Source organism: Haloferax namakaokahaiae, assembly GCF_042663225.1.
Taxonomy (GTDB): domain Archaea; phylum Halobacteriota; class Halobacteria; order Halobacteriales; family Haloferacaceae; genus Haloferax; species Haloferax namakaokahaiae.
On the sequence record NZ_JBHTAA010000005.1, the window covers coordinates 1,022,132 to 1,044,954 of the forward strand.

Consider the following 22,823-nt stretch of genomic DNA (forward strand, 5'->3'; position numbering starts at 1 on the left):
CACCCATTAACGGCGGAATCAGACGCGGGCGGGTGAGTTATGTCGGTGGCGAAGGTCACCCACGCTATGGATGTGTACGGGCTTGTCGGCAATCCTGTCGGCCACTCGCTGTCGCCACCGATGCACGAGGCCGCCTACGAGGCGACCGGAATCGACGCACGCTACGTCACCTTCGAACCCGCGAGAGACGACATCGGCCGCGCCATCGACGGGGCCGACGCGCTCGGAGTGTCGGGACTGAACGTCACGATTCCGTTCAAACAGGGCGTGCTCGACTTCGTGGAACCCGACCCGCTGGCCGAGCGCATCGGCGCGGTCAACACCATCGCGTTCGGCGACGGCACCCCGAGGGGGTACAACACCGACGCCGCCGGCGTCGTCCGCGCGTTCGAACACCACGGTGTCGAGTTGGCGGGAACCAGCGCAGTAGTCGTCGGTGCGGGCGGTGCGGGCCGGGCGGCCGCCTTCGCACTCGCCGACGCGGGCGCACAGGTCCACATCGCCAATCGAACCGCGGAGAGAGCGCGCGACCTCGCGGCCGTCGTCCCGGATGCGACCGGCGGCGGACTCGACACGCTCGACAGAATCCGCGACGCCGACGTACTCGTCAACGCGACCAGCGTCGGGATGGAAGCGCCTGACGAGACGCCGGTCTCCGCCGAGTTTCTACACGCGAATCTCGCCGTCCTCGATGCGGTGTACGCGCCGCTCGAAACCCGACTACTGCGAGACGCCGCCGAGGCGGGCGCGGTGACGGTCGATGGCGCGTGGATGCTCCTCTTGCAGGGCGCAGTCGCGTTCGAACACTGGACGGGAATCGATGCACCCATCGATGCGATGAATCAAGCCCTCCGTGACCGTCTCACCGCCTGAGCAGGCCGCTTGCTTTTAAATAACACCGTCACATAGGTGCACGCATATGGGTTTGCTTGACAGTATCTCATCCCTCTTGAAATCGCTCCTTGGGCGCGGAACGTCGTCCGACGCATCGAACGGAAGTGACGCGGATGCGACGGTTACCGTCGAGCGCGACACGCGCCGAGAACAGACGACGACGCCGGAACCGAACGTCGAGTCCGAGGCGGCCGTCAAAGAGCCAGTCGAAGAAACCGAGTCGGCCGACGAAGAAGCAGTCGAGCCTGAAGAAGAAGCGGCCGATGACGACGAGGAAGTCGTCATCGAGGAAGCCGAAGCAGACGTCGCCGAAGACGCGGTGAGCGACGAAAGCGACGAAGACGCAGCAGAATCCGAGGTTGAACCTGAACCGGAGGACGCTGACGCCGAGACCGACGCTGACGAAGTCGAAGAGTCCACCGAGGACGAGGCGTCCGAACCCGAAGCGGAAGCCGCCGACTCGCCGTCTGTCGATACGGTTCGCGGCATCGGGCCGGCGTACGCCGAGCGACTCGAAAACATCGGTATCGAAACCGTCTCGGACCTCGTGGACGCCGACGCCGACGCCGTGGGCGACGACATCGACGTCTCGCCGAAGCGCGTCCAGCGCTGGATCGACCGCGCGAACGAGCAATAACGCGGGCTGATACGTCACGAAACCGTTTACCACTCGGACGGACTGGTTCGAGTAATGACTGTCTCGACCGTCGTGACCGACCGCGACGAGTTTTCTGCGACTGCTGCGGACGCCCCCGACGGCGCGCGCGTTCCCGTCGAAGTTCGGGTTCGTGTCGCCGACCCCTTCGACGCCTATCTGCGCGCACGACGGGAGACTGGGGGCTTCTTCTACGAGACGACCGGCGGCCAACCCGGGTGGGGTGCCTTCGGTGTCGAACCGCTCGAAGAGGTCACGCTTCACGCCGGTTCGAACTCGGCCACCGACGACTCGTCGCCGACGCTCTCCGAACTCGAATCGCTCGCCAGCGAGGAGACGCTCGTTCGCGGTGCGTGCGACGTACCGTATCCCTGCGGGCTGTTCGGGTGGCTCTCCTACGACGTCGCGCGCGAAATCGAATCACTCCCTGAAAGCGCCCTCGACGACCGAGGACTTCCGAATCTCGAAGTCGGGACGTACGACCTCGTCGCCTCGTGGGAAGAACCCCGCGATGGAGACGCCCTCCTGCGAATCACCTGTTGCCCGCGCGTCGAGGCCGACGCCGACCTCGATTCGGTGTACGACGCCGCACTCGAACGAGCAGACGCGCTCGCGGCCGACGCTGTCGATGGCGACCCGCTCCCAGTCACCGCGCCTGTCGCCGCCGACGAAGCCCGATTCGAGAGCGACTGCGGCCGCGACGTGTTCGCCGACCGCGTTCGTGCCGCGAAACAGTACATCCGCGACGGCGACACGTTCCAGGCGAACCTCTCGCAGCGATTGGTCGCCCCCGCCGCGGTACACCCCATCGACGCCTATGCCGCCCTTCGCCGGGTGAATCCCGCGCCCTACTCCGGCCTGCTCGAACTCCCCAGTGCCGACCTCGTGAGCGCGAGTCCGGAACTCCTCCTCCGCGTCGATGGCGACCGATTGGAGACCGAACCCATCGCGGGAACGCGCCCCCGAGGCGACACCGACGAGGCGGACGCCGAACTCGAAGCCGATCTCACGACAGACGACAAAGAGCGCGCCGAGCACGCGATGCTCGTCGATTTAGAGCGTAACGACCTCGGGAAAGTCTGCGAGTACGGCACCGTCGAAGTGAGCGAGTACCGCCGCGTGGACCGCTACTCGGAGGTAATGCACCTCGTCTCACTGGTCGAAGGCCGACGCAGACCCGGCACGTCGCTGGCCGACGCAATCGCCGCGGTGTTCCCCGGCGGCACCATCACGGGTGCGCCGAAACCCCGGACGATGGAGATTATCGACGAACTCGAAGCCACCCGGCGCGGCCCGTACACGGGGAGCATGTTCGCAATGGGCTTCGACGGCCGGGCCGTCTGCAACATCGTCATCCGGACGCTCGTCCGCCACGACGACGAGTACCACCTGCGCGTCGGCGCGGGCATCGTCCACGACTCGGACCCGAACAGCGAGTACGACGAGACGCTGGCCAAAGGGCGAGCACTCATCACCGCAATCGACGACGCGCTCGGCGACCGGGCGGCGTTGACGATGGAGACGACGGAGGCCGAGTGATGACGCGAATCCTCGTCATCGACAACTACGATTCCTTCGCCTACAACCTCGTCCAGTACGTCGGCGAGGCGGTCGAAACGCAGGCGGGCGAAAGTGGCGGCGGTGACAGCGCCGGAGGCGATAGCGACGAAGGCGCAAGCGACGAATCGGAGGTCGAAGTGTACCGAAACGACGCGCTGACGGTCGCAGACATCCGCGAACTCGACCCCGACGGCATCGTCGTCTCGCCCGGTCCCGGCACCCCCGACGACGCGGGCGTCTCGATGTCGGTGTTCGCCGAACTCGACTATCCGACGCTCGGCGTCTGTCTCGGCCACCAGTCGCTGTGTGCGGCCCTCGGCGCGCCCGTCGGCCACGCACCAGAAGTCGTCCACGGGAAACCATCGCTCGTCGAACACGACGGGAATGGTGTCTTTTCGGGTCTCCCACGACGAATCGAGGTCGGTCGATACCACTCGCTGGCGGTCGAAGACGAGGACGTTCCTGACGAACTGGTCGTCACTGCCCGCACGGTGAGCACGCCGGGAGACGACGAGACTGAGAACGTCGTCATGGGCGTTCGCCACCGCGAGAAACCCCACGTCGGCGTGCAGTTCCACCCCGAAAGCATCCTCACCGAGGGAGGCAAGACCATCGTGCAAAACTTCGTCGCGCTCGCGTCGAGAGCGGGACCAGCAACCGCGGCGCGGGGTGAACAGTGAGCGACGACGGCCTCCGGTACTACGTCGATGGCGAGTTCGCCCCGGCCGACGAGGCGTCGATTCCGGTCACCGACCGCGGGTTTCTCTATGGCGACGCCGCTTTCGAGACGCTTCGCGCCTACGGCGGGTCGGTGTTTCACTGGCGTGCCCACGCCGAGCGACTCGCCGAGACCTGCGACGTACTCGGCTTAGACCACGGTCAGAGTGATGGTGAGCTGAGAGCCATCATCGACGAGACGCTCGCCGAAAACGACCTCGAAGACGCCTACGTCAGACTCTCGATTACGCGCGGGACCCAAGCGGGACGGTTGACGCCCGCAGACGTCGTCGAACCCCGAGTCGTCGTCATCGTCGAACCGCTCGAACGCGGTGGACGCGGGTCCGAGTCGGTGTGGGACGGCCCAGCGACCGTCCAGACGGTCAAGACGCGGCGCATCCCCGACCGGTCGGTTCCCGCGCGGGCGAAGACCCACAACTACCTCAACGGCATCCTCGCGCGTCTCGAACTTCGCGTCACGGGGGCCGACGAGGCTCTCATGCTCGACGCCGAGGGCTACGTCACCGAAGGCGCGACGAGCAACCTGTTTTTCGTCCACGACGACGCCCTCTGTACGCCCAGTTTGGACGGGCCGGTGCTCCCCGGAATCACCCGCCGTGTCGTCCTCGATTTAGCCCGCGACGAGGGCATCCCGATTCGAGAACGGCGCTTTACGCCCGACGACGTGCGCGAGGCCGACGAGGCGTTCTTGACCAACTCGACGTGGGAACCCCGACCCGTCGAGACGGTCGATGGCATCGGTGTCGGCGGCGGTCCGGTGACGACGTTGCTCTCGCGGCTCTACGACGAGTACGTCGAATCGCGGCACTACTAGCTAAAATTCGACGTTCGAACTCGACGTTCGGTCGGCGGGGTCCTTCTCGATGCCGCCTTTGCCGGCGAACTCGAACTTCTCGTCGGCGAGGAACACGTGGTCGCCATCGACGGCGATGTCGAGGTCGTCGAGGTACGCGCCCTCGCACGGGCCGTAGTTGCAGTAGCCCGAGTCGGCTTCGAAGTACGCGCCGTGATTTTCGCAGATGAGTTCGCCGTTGCGCATGGGTGCCCCGGAGCCTTTGTCGATTTTGATGTGCGTCAGGTGCATACAGTAGTTGAGCCAGCCGCGGAGTTCGCCGTCCGTTCGCACGAGAATCGCTTCGCGCTCCTCGCCGTCGTCGTCGCGGACGCGAAACAGAAACGTCGTGTCCGCCGGCACGTCGTCGAGAGCGCAGATGCGTTCGAGGTCGGTCATTGGCAGAGTGTTGGAACGCGGGTGAAAATGCGCTTCGGATTGCGGAGCGTACCGAAATCGAGGTGTGTTCGGACTGGATTACAGGAATCTGAGCGTCTCTTCGACGACTCGCGCTTCATCGGTGGTAAAGGAGTGGTCCTCCCCGCGTAGTCGGACCCACGACCCTTTCGAGAGGTGTTCGGCCAACGCCGCGGCGTTCTCGGGAGAGACGACTTCGTCTTCGTCGCCCTGGAGAATCCGAACCGGCGTCTCGATGGCTGCCAACTCCTCGGCGGACACCGACGGCCCATCGTGGTTACCGAACCGGACGGCCGGTGCCCAGAGCACTATCCTGTCTGCCGATTCGGGGGGATTCCTGAGCGTGAGTCGGCCACCGAAACTCTTGGCGACGACCGCGACTTCGTCACAGCCGCGAGACCGAAGCAAGTCGATTCCCGCTTCGACTTCCGCCTCGAACTCGGAGTCGGTCTTGTCGGCGACGTCTTCCGGACTCTCCCACGTCTCGAATCGCGCGACAGTGTACCCCTCTTCGGCCGCGGCCGACGCGAAGTGGTCGAACACGTCGCCGAACGGCCCGTGCCCCGCCCCCGGAACGACCAGCACACCGCCGTCGGGAGTGCCATCGACACTGTTGACTTTCCCACGATACCGCTTTCCACCGACGTCGAGCGTGACCGACTCAACCCTCATCGAGTTGATATTGACAATCGTCTTGAAAAAGGTTCGGTCGGCTGTGGCGTGTGGAAAAATAGTGGCCAGAAGCGGTCTCATCCACGGTCAGAACCGCTCACGACTGCCGAGAGGCCGAAGCGTGTGTGACAGACGATTCGTCGGGGTTCTGTAGACTAACTGCGAGAAGAGCATCACTCTGTTCGTGAAAATCGATTATTATCTCACCGAGCGAACACGACAGTGACCGCGTCGAGTTGAGTTCGTTCGAACGGTGTGGTCTACTGTGACTCGACTCACTCCCGACGGGAGTTCGCTCGGCGTGTGAAACGAGGAGAGACTATGGCTACAGACGAAACACGAGACAAGGAACCAACCGGCGAATCGCTCGAAACCAAGCTCTCCGACGAACTTCGGGAGTACGGCCCGATACAGCTACTCGTCGCCACGTTTTCGGAACCGACGTTCACCGGAGAGATACTATCTGAAGTCCGGATTATGCAAGAGTTCGGACTCGTTCGAGTCCTCGACCTCGACTTCATATACAAAGACGAAGCAGGAACCGTGGTGGCCTACGAAGAGACCGAGATGGGAGACGAAGAACGCCTGCAGTTCGGCGCGCTCGTCGGCAGTCTCGTCGGATACGGTGCGGGCGGTGAGGAAGGTGCAGCACTCGGGGCACTCGAAGGTGCGTTGTCCGTCGCCGAGCACGACTTCGGTCTCGGTCTCGAAGATATCGAGGCCACGATTGAGACGCTTCCGAACGACACCGCCGCGGCCGCCCTCCTCGTCGAACACCTGTGGGCGCGTGACTTCCGCGACGCGGTACTCGACGCCGGTGGCGACATCGTCGCACAGGGGTTCCTCAAGCCGGAGGCGCTCGTGACGATTGGGCGCGAACTCGCGGCGCACGAACCGCCCGCCGTCGAGGAACTTTGAGCGGCGTTCGTCGCTTGGGAGGGTAGTTTTCAGGAGCAGTAGCGGGAGGTAGATTTGAACTCAGGTCGCAATGCGACTCACGGCTTCGCCGTTCGTCTTACTGCGACACTTCGTGTCGCACATTGCTCCCAAGTTCAAATTACTCCGAACTATGATGCTGACCTCGTGGGTCGCACCGAGCCGAGACTCGGTGCTCAGGAGTTGAGGTCAGCACGAACATAGCGGGAGGTAGATTTGAACCCCACTCGCAACGCTTCGCGTTGCTCGCTGGTTCTAATCTACCTCGTCACGATTCTCACAGAATCAAGTCGGAGCGACGCGATAAAACGCGTCGCTTGGGATTGTGAGTTCAGGAGAAGTAGCGGGAGGTAGATTTGAACTACCGATCTCCGGGTTATGAGCCCGGCGGAATCTCCTGGCTATCCCATCCCGCTGAATCAACAAAAGCGACGTTTATTGTTAAGGCTTCTGTTTCGACCGCCGTGTGTCAATTTTCACCGTGACTCTTCCTGACCCGAATGGGTTCCAACCCGCCACGTAAAGAGGGTCTCAGCGGCGTAGTTCAGGAACATCGAGGCACCGATTGCGACGGGCAGCGGGATGAGTTGCCAGAGGTCGATTCCAAAGAGCGGAATCGAAATCGGAACCGTCCGAAACCCGCGAACGACGAGCACCTGCACGAGCAACCCACCGCTCCGGACGAAGTTCGACTTCAAGAAGCGTCGGAGTTTGGCAGCGAGACCGGCCGCGCCAGCGTCGGCGAACGTCCAGCGGTCGTTGATGAGAAACATCACGATAATCGCCACCTCGGCACCGGCGAGTTTGGCAACCTCGCCGACGACGCCGAAGAAGACGATGAGTAGACTACTCACCGTGAGGTCGAACGCCGCGCCGACGAGACCGACCGAGGCGAACTTCCCGAATCGGACGCCCGAGGCGAGTGTCTTGAGCCGATTAGTCATCCGTCGCCTCTGCGAACTCCTCGATGAGGGCGTGTTGGTCCCGCCGTGCCGCGATGAGTTCGTGCAGGCGGTCCTTCCGAATCGTCCGCGCGCGATGACGAGAGCGGAGGAGTCCGCGACCCATGTTGAACGTCGTTTCGATTGGGGAGACGGTCGAGTTCGGGGCGTCTTCCCAGACGACGGGGACCTCCGCGACGCGGTGGCCGAACGCACCCGAGACGGCGATGAGTTCGATGTCCCACGCGAAGCCCGGTTCGTAGAGGTGGGCGCGCACGTCGGCCCACGCGGCCGCGCTCATGGCCTTCGCGCCGCACTGGTAGTCGTAGAGTGGCACGTCGAGGAGTCGGCGAGCGAGCCACGCGAAACCGTCGCCCAGGTGTCGTCGGGCGATGGTCTGGTGCGATGCGACTGTCGCCTCCGGATGACGGCGCGACCCGACTGCGAGGTCCGACCCGTCGCGGACGGCCGCGACGACGTCTGCGATAGACGATGCAGGTGTGCTGCCGTCGGCGTCGGCGAAGGCGAGGATATCGGTATCGAGCGCTTCGAACCCGGCGGTGATGGCCGAACCTTTGCCGCGGCGAGCATCGACTGCGTTCACGGTTGCGACGTCGGGGAGGTCATCGAGGGCGGAGAGCGTCTCCGTCTGCGGCGCGTCGAGTTCGACGCGAACGACCGTCGGGTCGAGCGCTTCGACGAGGTCGCGGACGTAGGGGACGAGACGTTCGGGGTCGGGTCGATACGCGGGAACGACGACCCCGACAGACTGCGACATAGACAGACATTCTCCAAACTGAGTAAAAAGCCAACCGCTTGTTGCCGACCATCCATAACACGTATAGCACCGCACGAACGTTCACTTGACAGATGGAATACGCCCTTGTGGTCCGGTGGTTGGTCGTGTTCGCGGCCCTCTGGGTGGTCGGGTTGCCCCTCTCTACTCGCCTGTTCCGTCGCCTCCCCGGAAACGCCCCCGGCTTCACGCTCCCCGTCGTCTTCGTCGCGCTCGCCCTCCCAATCTACTACGTCGGCCACTTCGTCTTCGGTCCGGTCACACTGCTGGTCGGCGTCCCGCTACTCGTCGGCGTGTCGGCGCTCGCCGGCCTCGACCTCGACGCGCTGCGAGCGGGAACGGTCCGACTCGCATCCGACCTCGAAATCGACCGCCGTGCACTCGCTGAGGCGGCCGTCGTCTTCGCCATCGCGTTCCTCTTCGCAGTGATGCTTCGCGCGCTCGACCCGGCGGTTCACGCCGGCGGCGGCGAGAAGTTCCTCGACTTCGGGCTTCTCAAGTCGCTCTCGCGTGCGGCCGTGCTCCCGCCAGAAGACATGTGGTTCGCCGGCGAGCCAATCAAGTACTACTTCGGCGGCCACCTCGTCGCCATCGTCCTCGCGTGGCTCACGGGAACGACCCCGGAGTTCGCGTACAACCTCGCGCTCGCCGGTTTCTTCGGGATTCTCGTCACCGGCGCGTACGAGCTTGGTCGGTCGATGTCGGTCATTCGGGGCGCGAACGGCCGTCTCGGCGGGTTGCTCGCGGCGTTCTTCGTCGGTTTCGCCAGCAACCTTGCGACCGCCGGTCGCTTCGCGCTCGGCGTCCTCCCTGAGAGCCTCAAGCAACCGCTCGTGCAGGCAGTCGCCGACCACACCCAGTACACCACCGAGCAGGTGCTCGCCTCCGCTGCCGAGTTCTCCTACTGGCGCGCGAGTCGGGTGATTCCCGGCACTATCAACGAGTTCCCGCTCTTCGCGTGGCTGAACGGCGACTTACACGCCCACATGATGGGCACGCCGTTCCTCTTGCTCGCGGCGGGGTTCACGCTCGCGTACTTCCGAACGCCGGAGACGGCGGTGTGGGAACGACGCCTGCTCGTCGTCGCCACGATTCTCCTCGGCGCGTTCCAGTTCGTCGTCGATACGTGGAGCTTCCCCTCGGTGTTCGGCGTGCTCTTCCTCGGTGTCGTCTTCGCGCCCGCGCGTCCGTGGACCGTGTTCACGTCCCGTGTCGCCGGACGGTTCGAAGACAACCCGGTCGCCTCCGAGGCGTCGAGGCTCCTCGGGACGACGGTGCTCGTCGGTGTCGCGGGCGCTGTTGCCCTCCTGCTGGCGAGTCCGTTCCTCCTCGGAACCGTCGCCGGGAGCGGGAGCGAGCGGACCGTCGAGATTCTCCTTCCTACGAATCGAAGCGGCTTCGGCGTGCTGTTTCTCGTCCACGGCGCGTTCCTCTCGGCGTTCGCGCTCCACTACGCGAGCCAACTCGGGAGCAAGGATTCGCTCCGGGTCGGTCTCGGCGTCTTCGTCGTCGCCGTCGTCGCCGCGCTCCAGTCGTTCTCGGCGCTCGCGCTGGTGATTCCGTTCATCGTCGTCGGATGGGTCGTCCTTCGCGCACGCGAGAACCCGCGTTTCGAGACGGTGCTCATCGTCGCCGGCGCGGGTCTGGTCACGCTCGTCGAACTCATCTACGTGAACGAGCAGGCGGGACCGGGTCGGATGAACACGGTGTTCAAGACGTACATGCAGGTGTGGGTGCTGTGGGGCGCGGCGATGGGTCCCGTGCTCGCCACGCTCGTCCACGACGCGGCCGCGAAGGCCGACTTCTCGGTTCCGCGCTTCGACCTGCGGATTCCGTCGCGCGCGCTCCACACGATTGCGGTGGTCGTGGTCGTCCTCCTCGTCGCCTCCACGTCGGTCTACGGCACGCTCGCCGTCACCGACCACACGCAGTCGCCGCGCGAGGAGATGACGCTCGATGCGACGGCCTTTGCAGAATGGTGGCACGGCGACGAGGCGACGGCAATCGACTGGCTCGACGCCGAAGTCGAGGGCAACCCGACGATTCTCACCGCGCCGGGGACGAAGTGGTCGGCGACGGTTGACGACCAACGAGAGTACGTCATGTACTCGTGGCGCGCGAACCCCGAATCGAGTCTGACGGGGATTCCGACCGTCGCGGGGTGGGCACACGAAGTCGGCTACCGCGGCCCCGACGCGTACTACGACCGCGTGCGCGACGTGGACGCGATGTACGTCGGCGACGACGCGACGCGACGGGAACTCATCGAGAAATACGACGTGCAGTACGTGTGGGTCGGTCCCGGCGAGAAGGCTCGCTACGGCGACATCGAGACGGACGTGCCGTGGCTCACAGAGGTGCACCGCTCGGGGTCGGTCGTGGTGTACGAAGTAGAAGCAGACGCGCTCTAGGCGCTCGCGCCGCTCTTGCGCACGACTTCGACCGCTTCGGCATCGACGCCTTCGGTTTCCAGCCAGTGCGGGACGAACTCACGCTTTTCGAAGGCTTCGCGCTCGTCTTCGCTGCCCACGGTGCACCACAGTTGGACGCGGTCCGGACCGTGCCACTCGCCCTGTTTGTCGATGGCGAACAGCACGTACTCCTCACCGTCGTATTCGATGACGCCATCGCGCCGCACGCCGGGGTCCCCGTGGATGATGAGCTTCTTCATGCGCCCGAGTTAGTACACACCTCGCTTAATCGCTTCGGCTTTGGGTTTCCCTCGGCGGTAATGCGGGACGTTGACATACACCGAATCGGGGCACAGAAGGCCCGTTAGGGGTCGCGGCGAACCAAACGGGTTTTAACGCACCATGTCGAATCCCCCACAAGGTCGATATCTATGCAGATGCCACGCCGTTTCAACACGTATTGCCCCCACTGCCAGGCTCACCACGAGCACGAAGTGGAGAAAGTCCGGACGGGACGCCCGACCGGTATGAAGTGGAACGCTCGCCAGACCCGCCGCGGGAAGGCGACCATCGGTAACGCAGGTAAGTTCTCCAAGGTGCCCGGTGGCGACAAGCCAACGAAGAAGACGCACCTGAAGTACATCTGCTCGGACTGTGGCAAAGCCCACATGCGAAAGGGATGGCGCGCAGGCCGACTCGAATTCCAGGAATAAACCCATGGCAGGAAACTACTACAAAGTCGCATGCCCCGACTGTGGCAACGAACAGATTGTCTTCGGAAAAGCCTCCTCGGTCGTCAGCTGTGCCGTCTGTGGCACGACGCTTGCGACCCCGACTGGCGGCAACGCCGAATTCCACGGAGAGGTCGTCGAGACCGTCGAGAACCGTGGCAACAAGGTCGAGGCATAACGCTTCGGAGGAACCCGTATGAAGTACAGCGGATGGCCTGACCCCGGTGAACTCGTCGTCGGTAAGGTTGACGAAATCGCAGACTTCGGAGTCTTCGTAGACCTCGAAGAGTACGAAGACAAGCGCGGACTGTGCCACATCAGCGAAGTCGCCAGTGGCTGGATCAAGAACGTCCGCGACCACGTCCGCGAAGGACAGACAGTCGTTGCTAAAGTCCTCGAAGTGAACGAGAGTTCACAACAGATCGACCTCTCGATCAAGGACGTCAACGAGCACCAGCGGAAAGAGAAGATCCAGGAGTGGAAGAACGAGCAGAAAGCGGACAAGTGGATGGCGCTCGCCTTCGGAGAAGACATCTCCGACGAGGAGTACGGAGCCGTCGCAAACGCGCTGCTCGCCGAATTCGAGTCGCTCTACGATGGCTTCGAACAAGCCGCAATTCACGGCGCAGAAGCCCTCGCAGACGTTGACCTCGACGACGACGAAATCGAGACAATCGTCGAAACCGCTCGACAGAACGTCTCCGTTCCGTACGTCAACGTCACCGGCTACGTCGATTTGCGCTCGCCCGCAGGCGACGGCGTTGACGACGTGAAGGCGGCGCTGAAAGCCGCCGAAGGCGACGGTGAAGTCAGCGACGAAATCGAACTCGCGGTCACCTACGTCGGCGCGCCCGAATACCGCATCAAGGTGAAGGCCCCCGACTACAAGACCGCCGAGTCGGCGCTCGAAGCGAGCGTCGCACGCGCCCGCGAGTCCATCGAGGCGGCGGGCGGCACCGCGGAGTACCACCGCGAACGCAGCGGCGACGAAGAGTAATGAAATCGGACATCCGGGTGTGTGGTGCGTGGCGCGACCACCACGACCGCCCGGTGTACACCCTTTCCTCTACCTGTCCGGAGTGCGGTGCAGACACCGAGAACAGCGCACCCGCCCCGTTCAATCCCGAAGACCCCTACGGCGACTACCGCCGCGCACGGAAACGTCGCGTCGAATAATCGACGGGGCGACCGACGCCCTCTTTACCGGGGCGTTCGGTCGTACGTGCATGGACGACATCGAAATCGAGGCTGTCGAAGAGACGACGCTCTCGGACCCCGTGCTCATCGAGGGGCTTCCGGGCGTCGGCAACGTCGGCAAACTCGCCGTCGAACACCTCTTGGAGGAGTTCGAGGACGCGACGCTGGTCAAACGCGTCTACGCCGATTGCTTCCCGCCGCAGGTCACCATCGAAGACGGCACGGCCGAGTTGACCCACGTCGAACTCCACGCCGTCGAGACGCCGGGCGAGGGACCCGACCTGCTCCTTCTCACCGGTGACCACCAGGCCCAGTCGAACGAGGGCCACTACCACCTCACCGACGTCTTTCTCGATATCGCCGAGGAGTTCGGCGTCGAACGCCTCTTCGCGCTCGGTGGTGTGCCGACCGGCGAACTCGTGGACGAACCCGCGGTCCTCGGTGCGGTCGCCAACGAGTCGCAGGTCGAAACGCTCGAAGACGCGGGCGTGGAGTTCCGCGACGACGAACCCGCGGGCGGCATCGTCGGCGTCTCCGGCCTCCTGCTCGGTATGGGAAGCCGTCGCGGTCTCGACGCGGCGTGTCTGATGGGCGAGACGAGCGGCTACCTCGTGGACCCCCACAGCGCACAGGTCGTCATCGAAGTGCTACAGGAGTTGCTCTCGTTCGAAGTCGGCTTCGAGGCGCTCGAAGAGCGCGCCGACGAGATGAAAGAGGTCGCACAGAAGATTCAGGAGATGCAGCAGCAACAGAGCCTGCCGAGCGACGACGACCTGCGCTACATCGGGTAGACGGTCCGAGAGTCGAGGTTACGCCTCGATGATGTCGTCGTCACCGTATTCTGGTATCGAAATCTGCCCGTCGAGCGACTGCACCGCCGTGCCGCCGACGCGAACGCGCTCTGCGACGCGAACCGAGACGGCACTCGGGCGGTCGATGAAGTGGCCCTGTTCGAACCGGAGTTCGTCCGGGAGTTCGTCGAACGCGCCGACGTGTCGGAGATACGCCCCGCACGCGCCGCTCGCAGTGCCAGTCGCGGGGTCTTCGGGGATACCGATACCGGGGCAGAAACAGCGTGCGTGGAGCGTCGATTCGGCGTCGATGGCGTCGAAGGTAAAGGCGTAGACGCCCGCGGCGTCGAACTCGTCGGCGAGTGCCGCGAGGGCCTGCTGGTCGGGCGACGCACCTGAGAGGTGTTCGAGGAAGTTGACGGGAACGACGACGAACGGCAGGCCGGTGGAGGCGCAGGCGATGGGCAGGTCGGCACCCACGTCTCGGAGCGCGGCGGGGTCGATGCCGAGCGCGTCGGCGACGCGGTCGTATTCGATATCGAGTTCGGTGACCGTCGGGGCGTCCTGCGTCATCCACACTCGGCCGGAGGGTTCGACGGCGATGTCGAGCGTGCCGACGTTCGTTTCGAGCGAGTAGTCACCGGCCGTGAGCGCGCCTTCGGCGTAGCGGTGGGCGAACGCGGCGATGGTCGCGTGGCCGCAGAGGTCGATTTCCTGTGTGGGCGTGAAGTAACGAATGCGAAGGTCGGCACTCGGCGACGAGCAGACGAACGCGGTCTCGCTGGCACCGAGTTCGGCGGCGACGGCGCGCATCTGGGCTTCGTCGAGACCGTCCGCGTCGGGGACGACACCCGCGGCGTTGCCTGTGAGCGATTCTGTCGTGAACGCATCGACGAGGAGCGCGCGTCGGCTATCCATGCACTGCGCTCTCTGTGGCGACCTATCAAACCTGTTGGTCGCGGGTCAGGGAATGTGAGAGGATGAGTAGGTATGAGCGGGGATTGTAACGACAGTCACTCACGCCCGGGTCCAGCGGACTCCGGACGGCGCGTGACGTGCACCATCACCGTGCATCATCTCGCGCATGTTCATACAGGCTGGGCAACCGATGACTTCGTTCGCTTCGTTGCCGAACACTCGAACGAAGTCACGGGACACGAATTCTCCGCAGTTTCCACACGTATGCATTGTTGTTCACCAGCACCCTCCGCTACTCACCCATCAGACATAACTATGCCCTTTGTTAACATGCGTTATGCAGTTCCTGAAACTCCCGTTTTCGTCATTAAGAGACCATTAACGGCGACAGTCACGTGGTGTGGGTACGAAACGCGTACCGGAAGCGAGTCGTACAGATTAAAGGGACTCAGGTACGGAATACGGACGGTGAACGGAAGATATGGGCGACCTCCCCGACGAGTTTAAGTGCACCATCACGAACTGGGAGTACATTTACGGACTCTGCCGCGACGTCTCGAACGACGTCAAAGAGTCTGAATTCGAACCCGACGTCATCGTCGCGCTCGCGCGCGGCGGATGGTTCGCGGGTCGATGTATCTGCGATTTCCTCGGACTCGACGACCTGACGAGTCTGAAGATGGAGCACTACGTCGGTACGGCCCAGAAATCGAACGAACCGGAAGTACGCTACCCGATGCCGGAAGGGAGCGTCAAAGGCAAAGACGTACTCATCATCGACGACATCGCCGACACCGGCGGCTCTATCAAGCACGCCTACGAGTACGTGACCGAACGCGACGCGGGCGAGGTTCGCACGGCGACCCTGCAACTGCTCCAGACGAGCGAGTTCGAACCCGACTACGTGGGCGAACGCCTCGAAGAGTGGGCGTGGGTCGTCTACCCGTGGAACTTCATCGAAGACATGATAGACCTCGTCTCGGGCGTCATGGCGAAAGCCGACGAAGAGACGTTCGAGGAAGAGGACGTTCGGCACTACCTCGCCGAGTTCCACGACGTGGACCGCATCGAGATGGAAATCGCACAACCCGACCGACTCCCAGAAGTGCTGGCGGAGATGGAGCGCCGCGACTACGTCGAATCGACCGGCGACGCGTGGCGACTCGTCGAGAACGACGGTCTCGGCGCGTAAGTCGGGACATCGGTTTCCACGCCGACTCGACTCCTGTTCGTCCGAAGCGAAACCTTCCTGAGTCACACCGCCGTCGCCCCGAGTATGTCACTCCTTTCTATCTTCGTGACGGCGCTCCTCCCCATCCTCGCTATCGGTGCCGTCGGCTTCGTCCTCGGACGCGTGAAGGACATCGACCCCGACCCGCTCAACACGGTCACGGTGTACGTCCTCGCGCCCGCCCTCGTCTTCTATAGCCTCGCCACGACCACCCTCGACGGCTCGACGCTCGTCTCGCTCACCGGGAGCGTCGTCGTCTATCACGTCGCCATGATTCTCGTCGCGGGCGCGGTCGCTCGCGTCGTCGGCGTCTCCGAACCCCTCCTCGGTGCGCTCGTCCTCGTCGCCGCTTTCCCGAACTCCGGCAACTACGGCATACCCGTCTCGTCGTTCGCCTTCGGCGACGGCGGGCGCTCGACGGCGGTCATCTTTCTCGCCGTCCAGAGCATCGTCATCTACACGCTCGGCGTCTACATTGCGAGTCGTGGAAACACGAGAGCCGACGGCGGCCGCGCGACGTGGCGCGCGAGCCTCGAAAACGTCCTCCGAATCCCGCTCGTCTACGCCGTCGTCGCCGCCTTGCTCGCTCGGTATCTCGGTCTCGTTCCGCCGACCGACCTCGCGGCCATGCAGACGCTCAAACTCGTCGGCGACTCCTCGATTCCAATCATGCTCCTCATTCTGGGGATTCAACTCGCACGCGCCGACTTGGGTTCGACCCTGTCACGAGTCGGACTCGTCGCCGGGCTGAAGATGGTCGTCGCTCCCGCCGTCGCGGTCGGAATCGCACTGGTCGTCGGCTTCGGCGACCCCGTGGTCGCCCGGACGTTCGTCCTCGAAGCGGCCATGCCCGCCGCCGTCACACCCCTCATCCTCGTCGCCGAGTTCGGAGACAGCGAGATGGGTGGCGTTCCGCTCGCGCAGTTCGTCTCCGCGGCGGTGTTCGTGACGACGCTCATCAGCATCCCGACGCTCTCGGTGCTCATCTTCCTCCTCGAATCCGGGATGGTCGTATAGCGGGCGATTCGCCACGATTTTGTGCGCCCTCGCCCTCGTTCGGGTATGAAGATTGGATTTATCGGTGGTAGCGGAATCTACGAGGCACTGCCCCTCGAAAACACCCGTGAGGAACCCGTCGAGACACCGTTCGGCGAGCCATCGACCACGCCCATCGTCGGTGAGTTCGGCGATACCGGCCGCGAAGTCGTCTTCCTCCCGCGACACGGTCCCGACCACCAACACTCGCCCACGACGCTCCCCTACCGCGCGAACATCTTCGCGCTCAAGCAACTCGGCGTCACCCACATCCTCGCCAGCAACGCCGTCGGGAGCCTCAAAGAGGACCTGCCGCCGCAGACGCTCGTCGTCCCCGACCAGATTTACGACCGCACCAAACACCGCCCGCTGACGTTCTTCGACGAAGGTATCGTCGTCCACCAACCCTTTGCGATGCCCTACGACGAGGAACTCGTCTCCATCCTCGCAGAAGCCGCTGAAGAAGCGACCGACGCGAAAGTCCAGGAGGGCGGCACCTACGTCTGTATCGAAGGTCCCTCCTACTCCACGAAAGCCGAGTCCGAGCACTACCGCGCACAGGGCTGGGACATCATCGGTATGACCACGATTCCGGAGGTGAAACTCGCCCGCGAGGCAGAAATCGCCTACGCGACCATCACCGGCGTCACCGACTACGACGTGTGGAAAGAATCGAGTGAGGTCACCCTCGACGAAGTCCTGAAGAACGCCGCCGCCAACGAGGAGGCCATCAAGGAGACGGTCGAAGCCGCGATTCGAAAGATTCCCGACGACCACGAGACGCCGAGTCACTCCGCACTGGAGGGCACCATCAACACGCCCGACGACGCCATCCCGCAAGAGACGAAAGAGAAACTCGCGCCGCTCATCGAGAACTACGTCGAGTAATCCCCGTCTCTCGGGATTGTCGGGGCCCTACTGGCGGCCGAAAACGTACTCCCCGTCGATTAACACTCTTAACCCTGCGTACCAGTTATAGATAGTATGAGTTCTACTGACAGAGTCACCGTCAAAGACGTCATGTCCACGCCGCTGGAGATGATTTCGAAGGACGCGACAGTGATGGAGGCGGTACAGCAGATGCGCGAGAAGGACATCAACGCACTGGTCGTTCGGACCTCACCACGAGCGATAATCAGCAGTACGGACGTGCTCGACGCCGTCGCCGACGGACGAGACGTCTCGAAACTGAAAGTGACCGAAGTGATGACGACGGACGTCGAGACCGCCACCCCGGACCTCTACATGGAGGAAGTCGCGGCGATGATGACCAACTACGGTATCAAACATCTCCCCGTCGTTGACGACGACTACGTCGGCATGATTTCGTCTACCGACGTCACTGCACATCTCTCGTAACGCCGACCGCAGAAAGTAGACCGTCTTCAGTCGTCGGCGACGGCTTCTGCTTCGAGTTCGCCCGCTCGTTCGTCGGTCTCGTCGCCGGCGACTTCGTCTTCGTCGGCGTCGTCTACGTCATCTTCCTCCGCGAACGCTTCGGGGTCCTGAATCCACAGGTCGCCGAATATCTCGTCCTGTTGGAGCGTGACGAAACTCCGGTGGGCGAGAAAGAGGAGGGCGAGATACGTCGTCATCACCGTGTCGGCCACGTCTCGAATCTCCGCGAACAGGACTTCGTCGCGGCCGTTCTCGTAGTGGGTGTTGAGGACGCTCCCGACTTCTTCGACCACGTCTTCGATGTGTTCGTCGTGCGCGGTTCCGGTCACGTCGTTCTCGGTGGGTTCGCCCGCACCGCGCATCTCGCCCGCGGCGTGGTAGTCGAGCGTCTGCGTGCCCCGGGAGAACCCGCGTGGCGAGCGCGACGTATCGTACTCGCGGCGGTCTTTCCACCACGAGCCGCGTTCCGCGTCTCGCAGGTCGCGGACGAGTTCGTCCAACGTCTTCGGCGACCCGCGGGCGTTCTTGCGCTCCAGCCGGCGGTCCATCTCGTCTTCGAGTTCGGCGATGGGGTCGAATCCGGGCGCGTCGTCGCCGGGGGGGCCCTCCTCTGGCCCGCCCTGCATGGCGAGTTCCCACGGTTCGAGTTCGTCTTCCTCGGGTTCGTCCGGTGCGAGCAACTCGTCGGACTTCATCCGCAGGAGGACGCTCGCATAAAAGAGGGCGCGACCGGTCGTCCGCAGGTCCATCGAGTCGAGGCGCGTCAGGAACGCGTCGGTCACGTCCACGATGTCGATGTCCCACGGGTCGATACGGCCCTCCTTGGCGAGTTGGACGAGGAGTTCGACCGGTTCGACCTCGTCCTCGTCGGAGTCGGCCGACTCGGGGAGTAACTCGTCCATCTCGGCGTCGAGGGCGTCGCCGTCGTCGGTGTCGGCATCGGCGACCTGTTCGTCCCCCGCAGTCTGTTCGTCATCCCCGTCGCGGTCGAAACTGAACACGTCGTCCGCAGACGTGTCGCGCTCGCTCGTGAGGTTGAGTTCGGGGATGTCGTCAGTCATCCGCCGGGACCTCTGGCTTTTCTTCCTCGTCGTCGCCGAATCTGATGCCCGTGACGGCACTGACGTTGTCGCCTTGCATCGTCACCCCGATGGCGCGCTCCGCGCGTTCGAGCAGCGCCGAGCGGTGCGAGACGACGACGAACTGCGCGTCGCCCGCGAGGTCATCGACCATCTGGCCGACGCGTTCGGCGTTCGCCGCGTCGAGGAAGGCGTCAACCTCGTCCAGTGCGTAGAACGGCGCGGGATTGTGCCGCTGGATGGCAAAGATGAACGCCAGGGCCGTCAGCGACTTCTCGCCGCCGGACATCGCATCGAGGCGTTGAATCGGCTTGTCGCCCGGTTGTGCCTTCATCGTCAGGCCCTCTTCGAACGGGTCTTCGGGGTTTTCGAGGTGGAGCTGTCCGGTCCCGTTCGACAGGCGTTCGAAGATGTCCGTGAAGTTCTCGGCGATGGCGTCGAACGACTCCATGAACGTCGCCTTCTTCTGGGACTCGTACTGCTCGATGCGCTCTCGAATCGCATCACGCTCTTCGACCAGTACGTCGCGGCGCTCGGTGAGGTCTTCGAGGGCCGCCTTCACGTCGTCGTACTCGTCGATAGCGAGCATGTTGACGGGTTCGAGCGCCTCCATCTCCTCGGTGAGGCGCTCGATTTCGGATTCGACCGTGCTGTGGTCGGGAATCTCCTCGGGGTCGTAGTCGCCGACCTGCGATTCGAGTTCGTCTATCTCCCATTCGAGGCGCTCGGCGGCCGATTGGAGGCTCTCTAACTTCGATTCGACCGCAGTCACCCGGTCTTTCTTCTCGTCGCGCTTCGTGCGCGCCTCGCGGAGTTCGGACTGGAGTTCCTTCCGGTCGTCTTTGAGGTCCACCAACTCCTCTTCGAGTTCGGCGACCGCCTCGCGTTTTTCTTCGAGTTTCTCCTCGCTGGCTTCGATATCGGCCTCCGCCTCACGGATAGCTTCGCGTGCCGCAGCCTTGCGGTTCTGTGCGGATTCGACGGTGTCGTGTAGGTCGTCCACCGCCTCTTCGGCGTACTGCTTCTCAAGTTGGAGTTCGTTGAGGCGGCCGTCGAGCGACGACATACGCTCTTCGAGTTCGGAGATATCGGCGCGAATCTCGTCCGCCCGACTCGTGAGTTCCGGAATCTCGGAGTCGGCGAGTTCCGTCTCTATCTCTTCGATTTCGGCCTCGATGCCCTCGATTTCGTCGTCGAGGTCGGCGATTTCGTCGTCGAGAGCGGACATCTGCTCGTCCACCGACTCGCGTTCGTCGCGGAGTTCGGCGACTCTGTCTTCGAGTTCACCGATTTCGTCTTCGGTCTCTTCGATGTCTTCTTCGGCGTCCGCAATGTCACGCTCGATGGCGCGAACGCGGTCGGCGGCGTCGGACGCGCGGCCGCGGGCGTCTTCGAGGTCCGAGTCGATGTCTCGAATCTCGCTGTTGAGCGAGCGGCGCTGGTCTTCGAGTTTCGTTATCTCCTTGGCGATGCGCTCGATGCGACCCTCGCCGGACTTGGAGAAGGAGTACCGAGAGCCACCGCCGGACCCGCCGGTCATCGCACCGGAGCGTTCGACGAGGTCGCCGTCGAGCGTCACCATGCGGTAGTCGCCCATCAGCGAGCGCGCGGTCTGCATGTCCTCGACGACGAGCGTCGAACCGAGGACGTACGAGAAGATGGACTCGTACTGGGAGTCGTACTCGACGAGATTGCGGGCGAAGTCCACGACGCCCGGGTTGTTCGGCTTTCGCGGCAGGCTACGGTTGTCCATCTTCGTGATGGGCAAGAACGTCGCACGGCCCGCGTTTCTGGACTTGAGGTAGTCGATACAGTCCGAACCGACTCGGTCGTCGCTGACGACGACGTTGGCGAGACGGCCACCGGCGGCGGTCTCACAGGCTTTCGCGTACTCGCCATCGACGGATGCGAGTTCGCCGACCGCGCCGTGGACTCCGGATTTGCCGGCGTTGAGAATCGTCGTCACCGCACGCGGCCACGAGGTGTCGCCGTCGCGTCCGGCGCGCGCTTCGAGGCGCGCGTACTCCGACTGCTTCGACTGGAGTTCGTCGGTCACGTCCGAGAGTTGGTCTTGCAACTCCTGTTTTTCGGCCTGCAGGTCGTCGATGATGCCGTCGATTTTGGCGCTGTTCTTCTCGGCCGTGTCGAGTTCGCTGTGGAGGTCCGAGAGACGTGCCTTGAGCTCCGGAATCTGCTCGCGGGTCCGCTCGATTTCGGCCTGCGTCTCGGACAGTTCGTTCGAGCGGCGACGGGCGTCGTCGAGGAGGCGGTCCTTCTCGCGCTGGTGGTCGTTCTTCTCCGTCTTCAGTTCCTCGACGGCCGATTTCTTCTCCGAAAGCTCGGATTTGAGTTCGTCGAACTCGGTATCGACGGAGTCGATTTCCGCCTGCACTTCGCTCAGTTCGACCCGCTTGGACTGGATGTCGCTCTTGACCGACGCCTTTTCGACCTTGATGGTTCGAATGTCGCCTTCGAGGTCGTCTATCTTCTCCTGCTTGCGGTCGATATCGACGAACGCCTTGCGTCGTTCGGCCTCGGCGTCGTCTATCTTCTCTTCGGCGGCTTCGATGGAGTTCTCGGCGCGCGAGATGTCGCCTTTTATCTCCTCCATCTCGGACTTTATCTTGAGTTGCTCGTCTTCGCCCTTGCGCTCGATTTCGTGGGTGAGGTCTTCGAGGTCCTCTTCCAATCGGGTGACCTTCCCCTGTCGCTCGTCGAGTTCGACTTTCAACTCCGCGAGTTTGGAGTCGGTCGAGTCGATGCGGGATTCGGTCCGCGAGAGGTCGTCGCGCTTGTCTTCGAGTTCGGCGGCTTTGAGGTAGCCCTCGTACTCTTCTTTCTCGTCGCGGAGTCCCTTGTACTGGAGTGCCGTCTCGCGCTCGTCGGAGAGTTGGTCGAGTCGGCCTTCCTTCTCTTCGATGCGCAGGTCGGCCTCGTCCACGCGCTCTCGCACCGCTTCGAGTTCTTCGAACGCGGCGTCTTTCTTCGCGTCGAACTCGGCGACGCCCGCGATTTCGTCGATGATGCCCCGTCGCTGGTAGGGCGTCATGTTGATAATCTCGGTCACGTCGCCCTGCATGACCACGTTGTACCCCTCCGGCGTGATGCCGGCCTGTGCGAGCAGGTCCTGAATGTCCGAGAGGTTGACCGACCGCTCGTTGAGGTAGTAGTACGAGTAGTAGTTGTCCGTGGTCTCTTTGACGCGGCGCTTGATTTTTATCTCCTCGACGTCGCCGACGTTGTCGGTGCCCGCGGCGTTGATGACCTGCGAGCGGTCGAGCGTGCCGTCGGAGTTGTCGAGGACGACGCTGACGCTCGCTTCTTTCGTCTTCGTCGATTCCTCACCGCTGCCGTCGGCGTGGCCGGGGTTGTAGATGAGGTCGGTCAGCTTTTCGGCGCGAATCCCGCGAGTGCGGGCCAAGCCGAGTGCGAACAGGACGCCGTCGATGATGTTCGACTTCCCGGACCCGTTCGGGCCGGTGACGACGGTGAAATCCTCGTAGAACGGGATACGCGTCGGTCGTCCAAAACTCTTGAAGCCGTCGAGGACGATTTCTTTAATGTGCATAGGTTATTTTTCGAGCGGGATGT

At 63.5% G+C, this 22,823-nt stretch carries 25 protein-coding genes and 1 tRNA gene; 16 read left to right on the forward strand and 10 right to left on the reverse strand.

All coding sequences use genetic code 11. The features are described 5' to 3' along the window. Positions 1-66: 66 nt before the first annotated feature. The 5 genes from ACFQJC_RS12840 to ACFQJC_RS12860 are packed head-to-tail and all read left to right on the forward strand — an operon-like array spanning position 67 to position 4,661. Positions 67-873 (forward strand): shikimate dehydrogenase, encoded by an 807-nt coding sequence (locus ACFQJC_RS12840; protein ID WP_390224086.1) that lies wholly within the window; start codon positions 67-69, stop codon positions 871-873. 46 nt (positions 874-919) lie between these two features. Further along, positions 920-1,531: a helix-hairpin-helix domain-containing protein gene (locus ACFQJC_RS12845; RefSeq protein WP_390224088.1), complete on the forward strand. Its 612-nt coding sequence runs from the start codon at positions 920-922 to the stop codon at positions 1,529-1,531. A 54-nt stretch (positions 1,532-1,585) separates the two neighbouring features. Next, the gene (gene pabB, locus ACFQJC_RS12850) at positions 1,586-3,088 is read left to right on the forward strand and encodes an aminodeoxychorismate synthase, component I (RefSeq protein WP_390224090.1); all 1,503 of its coding nucleotides are present in this window, start codon (positions 1,586-1,588) and stop codon (positions 3,086-3,088) included. Beyond that, positions 3,088-3,789: an anthranilate synthase component II gene (locus tag ACFQJC_RS12855; protein ID WP_390224092.1), complete on the forward strand. Its 702-nt coding sequence runs from the start codon at positions 3,088-3,090 to the stop codon at positions 3,787-3,789. The genes pabB and ACFQJC_RS12855 overlap by 1 nt, the downstream gene beginning before the upstream one ends. After that, on the forward strand, positions 3,786-4,661 hold the full coding sequence (locus ACFQJC_RS12860) for an aminotransferase class IV (RefSeq protein WP_390224093.1): 876 nt from the start codon (positions 3,786-3,788) through the stop codon (positions 4,659-4,661). Before ACFQJC_RS12855 ends, ACFQJC_RS12860 begins: the two co-directional genes overlap by 4 nt. On the opposite strand, the gene ACFQJC_RS12865 is transcribed toward ACFQJC_RS12860, so the two are convergent. Both ACFQJC_RS12865 and ACFQJC_RS12870 read right to left on the reverse strand, forming a co-directional pair. Beyond that, the gene (locus ACFQJC_RS12865) at positions 4,662-5,078 is read right to left on the reverse strand and encodes a Rieske (2Fe-2S) protein (protein ID WP_390224095.1); all 417 of its coding nucleotides are present in this window, start codon (positions 5,076-5,078) and stop codon (positions 4,662-4,664) included. 78 nt (positions 5,079-5,156) lie between these two features. Continuing rightward, entirely contained in the window at positions 5,157-5,768 is a 612-nt protein-coding gene (locus tag ACFQJC_RS12870) for an alpha/beta hydrolase (RefSeq protein ID WP_390224097.1), read from the reverse strand. 321 nt (positions 5,769-6,089) lie between these two features. Between ACFQJC_RS12870 and ACFQJC_RS12875 the strand changes: the two genes are divergently transcribed. Beyond that, the gene (locus ACFQJC_RS12875) at positions 6,090-6,686 is read left to right on the forward strand and encodes a hypothetical protein (RefSeq protein ID WP_390224098.1); all 597 of its coding nucleotides are present in this window, start codon (positions 6,090-6,092) and stop codon (positions 6,684-6,686) included. Between the two features lie 359 nt (positions 6,687-7,045). On the opposite strand, the gene ACFQJC_RS12880 is transcribed toward ACFQJC_RS12875, so the two are convergent. The 3 genes from ACFQJC_RS12880 to ACFQJC_RS12890 form a co-directional block, all read right to left on the reverse strand. Next, a tRNA-Met gene (locus ACFQJC_RS12880) sits at positions 7,046-7,120 on the reverse strand. Positions 7,121-7,180: 60 nt separating this feature from the next. Further along, positions 7,181-7,648, reverse strand: a complete 468-nt coding sequence (locus tag ACFQJC_RS12885; RefSeq protein ID WP_390224100.1) for a GtrA family protein — start codon at positions 7,646-7,648, stop codon at positions 7,181-7,183. Beyond that, positions 7,641-8,423, reverse strand: a complete 783-nt coding sequence (locus tag ACFQJC_RS12890; RefSeq protein ID WP_390224102.1) for a glycosyltransferase — start codon at positions 8,421-8,423, stop codon at positions 7,641-7,643. The genes ACFQJC_RS12885 and ACFQJC_RS12890 overlap by 8 nt, the downstream gene beginning before the upstream one ends. A gap of 92 nt (positions 8,424-8,515) precedes the next feature. On the opposite strand from ACFQJC_RS12890, the gene ACFQJC_RS12895 reads away from it, so the two are divergent. Then, a complete protein-coding gene (locus ACFQJC_RS12895; RefSeq protein ID WP_390224104.1) occupies positions 8,516-10,852 on the forward strand; it encodes a DUF2298 domain-containing protein in 2,337 nt (778 codons plus the stop codon). Here ACFQJC_RS12895 and ACFQJC_RS12900 read toward each other — a convergent pair. Next, positions 10,849-11,112: an HAH_0734 family protein gene (locus tag ACFQJC_RS12900; RefSeq protein WP_390224106.1), complete on the reverse strand. Its 264-nt coding sequence runs from the start codon at positions 11,110-11,112 to the stop codon at positions 10,849-10,851. The two genes, ACFQJC_RS12895 and ACFQJC_RS12900, sit on opposite strands and share 4 nt — an antisense overlap. Positions 11,113-11,283: 171 nt before the next feature. Between ACFQJC_RS12900 and ACFQJC_RS12905 the strand changes: the two genes are divergently transcribed. Genes ACFQJC_RS12905 through ACFQJC_RS12925 form a run of 5 tightly spaced genes read left to right on the forward strand, consistent with a single transcriptional unit; the run spans position 11,284 to position 13,571 of the window. Then, positions 11,284-11,565: a 50S ribosomal protein L44e gene (locus ACFQJC_RS12905; protein ID WP_390224108.1), complete on the forward strand. Its 282-nt coding sequence runs from the start codon at positions 11,284-11,286 to the stop codon at positions 11,563-11,565. A 4-nt stretch (positions 11,566-11,569) separates the two neighbouring features. Next, the gene (locus tag ACFQJC_RS12910; protein ID WP_390224110.1) at positions 11,570-11,761 is read left to right on the forward strand and encodes a 30S ribosomal protein S27e; all 192 of its coding nucleotides are present in this window, start codon (positions 11,570-11,572) and stop codon (positions 11,759-11,761) included. Between the two features lie 18 nt (positions 11,762-11,779). After that, the gene (locus ACFQJC_RS12915; RefSeq protein ID WP_390224112.1) at positions 11,780-12,580 is read left to right on the forward strand and encodes a translation initiation factor IF-2 subunit alpha; all 801 of its coding nucleotides are present in this window, start codon (positions 11,780-11,782) and stop codon (positions 12,578-12,580) included. Beyond that, a complete protein-coding gene (locus ACFQJC_RS12920) occupies positions 12,580-12,759 on the forward strand; it encodes an RNA-protein complex protein Nop10 (RefSeq protein WP_390224114.1) in 180 nt (59 codons plus the stop codon). The genes ACFQJC_RS12915 and ACFQJC_RS12920 overlap by 1 nt, the downstream gene beginning before the upstream one ends. Before the next feature lie 50 nt (positions 12,760-12,809). Further along, positions 12,810-13,571 carry a proteasome assembly chaperone family protein gene (locus tag ACFQJC_RS12925; RefSeq protein WP_390224116.1) on the forward strand — a complete coding sequence of 254 codons (762 nt, stop codon included), beginning with the start codon at positions 12,810-12,812 and terminating at the stop codon, positions 13,569-13,571. Positions 13,572-13,589: 18 nt separating this feature from the next. On the opposite strand, the gene ACFQJC_RS12930 is transcribed toward ACFQJC_RS12925, so the two are convergent. Beyond that, on the reverse strand, positions 13,590-14,489 hold the full coding sequence (locus tag ACFQJC_RS12930; protein ID WP_390224118.1) for a PhzF family phenazine biosynthesis protein: 900 nt from the start codon (positions 14,487-14,489) through the stop codon (positions 13,590-13,592). A gap of 99 nt (positions 14,490-14,588) precedes the next feature. After that, the gene (locus ACFQJC_RS18250) at positions 14,589-14,759 is read right to left on the reverse strand and encodes a DUF7563 family protein (RefSeq protein ID WP_465261514.1); all 171 of its coding nucleotides are present in this window, start codon (positions 14,757-14,759) and stop codon (positions 14,589-14,591) included. A 211-nt stretch (positions 14,760-14,970) separates the two neighbouring features. On the opposite strand from ACFQJC_RS18250, the gene ACFQJC_RS12935 reads away from it, so the two are divergent. From ACFQJC_RS12935 to ACFQJC_RS12950, 4 genes are all read left to right on the forward strand, one after another. Continuing rightward, positions 14,971-15,681 (forward strand): phosphoribosyltransferase, encoded by a 711-nt coding sequence (locus ACFQJC_RS12935; RefSeq protein ID WP_390224120.1) that lies wholly within the window; start codon positions 14,971-14,973, stop codon positions 15,679-15,681. A gap of 84 nt (positions 15,682-15,765) precedes the next feature. Further along, positions 15,766-16,737: an AEC family transporter gene (locus ACFQJC_RS12940; protein WP_390224122.1), complete on the forward strand. Its 972-nt coding sequence runs from the start codon at positions 15,766-15,768 to the stop codon at positions 16,735-16,737. 45 nt (positions 16,738-16,782) lie between these two features. Further along, entirely contained in the window at positions 16,783-17,643 is an 861-nt protein-coding gene (mtnP, locus tag ACFQJC_RS12945; RefSeq protein WP_390224124.1) for an S-methyl-5'-thioadenosine phosphorylase, read from the forward strand. Between the two features lie 96 nt (positions 17,644-17,739). Then, positions 17,740-18,114, forward strand: a complete 375-nt coding sequence (locus ACFQJC_RS12950; protein ID WP_390224126.1) for a CBS domain-containing protein — start codon at positions 17,740-17,742, stop codon at positions 18,112-18,114. A 26-nt stretch (positions 18,115-18,140) separates the two neighbouring features. Here the strand turns inward: ACFQJC_RS12950 and ACFQJC_RS12955 are convergent, their stop codons facing one another. Further along, on the reverse strand, positions 18,141-19,214 hold the full coding sequence (locus tag ACFQJC_RS12955) for a segregation/condensation protein A (protein WP_390224128.1): 1,074 nt from the start codon (positions 19,212-19,214) through the stop codon (positions 18,141-18,143). Continuing rightward, positions 19,207-22,800: a chromosome segregation protein SMC gene (smc, locus tag ACFQJC_RS12960; RefSeq protein WP_390224130.1), complete on the reverse strand. Its 3,594-nt coding sequence runs from the start codon at positions 22,798-22,800 to the stop codon at positions 19,207-19,209. The genes ACFQJC_RS12955 and smc overlap by 8 nt, the downstream gene beginning before the upstream one ends. Positions 22,801-22,823: the final 23 nt, after the last annotated feature.

Excerpts from the sequence above, each read along its gene's own strand:
- ACFQJC_RS12870 (WP_390224097.1), bottom strand. The coding sequence starts at position 5,768 with ATGAGGGTTGAGTCGGTCACGCTCGACGTCGGTGGAAAGCGGTATCGT.
- ACFQJC_RS12905 (WP_390224108.1), top strand. The coding sequence starts at position 11,284 with ATGCAGATGCCACGCCGTTTCAACACGTATTGCCCCCACTGCCAGGCT.
- ACFQJC_RS12935 (WP_390224120.1), top strand. The coding sequence starts at position 14,971 with ATGGGCGACCTCCCCGACGAGTTTAAGTGCACCATCACGAACTGGGAG.
- ACFQJC_RS12955 (WP_390224128.1), bottom strand. The coding sequence starts at position 19,214 with ATGACTGACGACATCCCCGAACTCAACCTCACGAGCGAGCGCGACACG.
- ACFQJC_RS12840 (WP_390224086.1), top strand. The coding sequence starts at position 67 with ATGGATGTGTACGGGCTTGTCGGCAATCCTGTCGGCCACTCGCTGTCG.
- mtnP (WP_390224124.1), top strand. The coding sequence starts at position 16,783 with ATGAAGATTGGATTTATCGGTGGTAGCGGAATCTACGAGGCACTGCCC.
- ACFQJC_RS12915 (WP_390224112.1), top strand. The coding sequence starts at position 11,780 with ATGAAGTACAGCGGATGGCCTGACCCCGGTGAACTCGTCGTCGGTAAG.
- ACFQJC_RS12910 (WP_390224110.1), top strand. The coding sequence starts at position 11,570 with ATGGCAGGAAACTACTACAAAGTCGCATGCCCCGACTGTGGCAACGAA.
- ACFQJC_RS12855 (WP_390224092.1), top strand. The coding sequence starts at position 3,088 with ATGACGCGAATCCTCGTCATCGACAACTACGATTCCTTCGCCTACAAC.
- ACFQJC_RS12930 (WP_390224118.1), bottom strand. The coding sequence starts at position 14,489 with ATGGATAGCCGACGCGCGCTCCTCGTCGATGCGTTCACGACAGAATCG.
- ACFQJC_RS12925 (WP_390224116.1), top strand. The coding sequence starts at position 12,810 with ATGGACGACATCGAAATCGAGGCTGTCGAAGAGACGACGCTCTCGGAC.
- ACFQJC_RS12885 (WP_390224100.1), bottom strand. The coding sequence starts at position 7,648 with ATGACTAATCGGCTCAAGACACTCGCCTCGGGCGTCCGATTCGGGAAG.
- ACFQJC_RS12845 (WP_390224088.1), top strand. The coding sequence starts at position 920 with ATGGGTTTGCTTGACAGTATCTCATCCCTCTTGAAATCGCTCCTTGGG.
- ACFQJC_RS12890 (WP_390224102.1), bottom strand. The coding sequence starts at position 8,423 with ATGTCGCAGTCTGTCGGGGTCGTCGTTCCCGCGTATCGACCCGACCCC.
- ACFQJC_RS18250 (WP_465261514.1), bottom strand. The coding sequence starts at position 14,759 with ATGCATACGTGTGGAAACTGCGGAGAATTCGTGTCCCGTGACTTCGTT.
- smc (WP_390224130.1), bottom strand. The coding sequence starts at position 22,800 with ATGCACATTAAAGAAATCGTCCTCGACGGCTTCAAGAGTTTTGGACGA.
- pabB (WP_390224090.1), top strand. The coding sequence starts at position 1,586 with ATGACTGTCTCGACCGTCGTGACCGACCGCGACGAGTTTTCTGCGACT.
- ACFQJC_RS12875 (WP_390224098.1), top strand. The coding sequence starts at position 6,090 with ATGGCTACAGACGAAACACGAGACAAGGAACCAACCGGCGAATCGCTC.
- ACFQJC_RS12940 (WP_390224122.1), top strand. The coding sequence starts at position 15,766 with ATGTCACTCCTTTCTATCTTCGTGACGGCGCTCCTCCCCATCCTCGCT.
- ACFQJC_RS12895 (WP_390224104.1), top strand. The coding sequence starts at position 8,516 with ATGGAATACGCCCTTGTGGTCCGGTGGTTGGTCGTGTTCGCGGCCCTC.
- ACFQJC_RS12920 (WP_390224114.1), top strand. The coding sequence starts at position 12,580 with ATGAAATCGGACATCCGGGTGTGTGGTGCGTGGCGCGACCACCACGAC.
- ACFQJC_RS12865 (WP_390224095.1), bottom strand. The coding sequence starts at position 5,078 with ATGACCGACCTCGAACGCATCTGCGCTCTCGACGACGTGCCGGCGGAC.
- ACFQJC_RS12950 (WP_390224126.1), top strand. The coding sequence starts at position 17,740 with ATGAGTTCTACTGACAGAGTCACCGTCAAAGACGTCATGTCCACGCCG.
- ACFQJC_RS12900 (WP_390224106.1), bottom strand. The coding sequence starts at position 11,112 with ATGAAGAAGCTCATCATCCACGGGGACCCCGGCGTGCGGCGCGATGGC.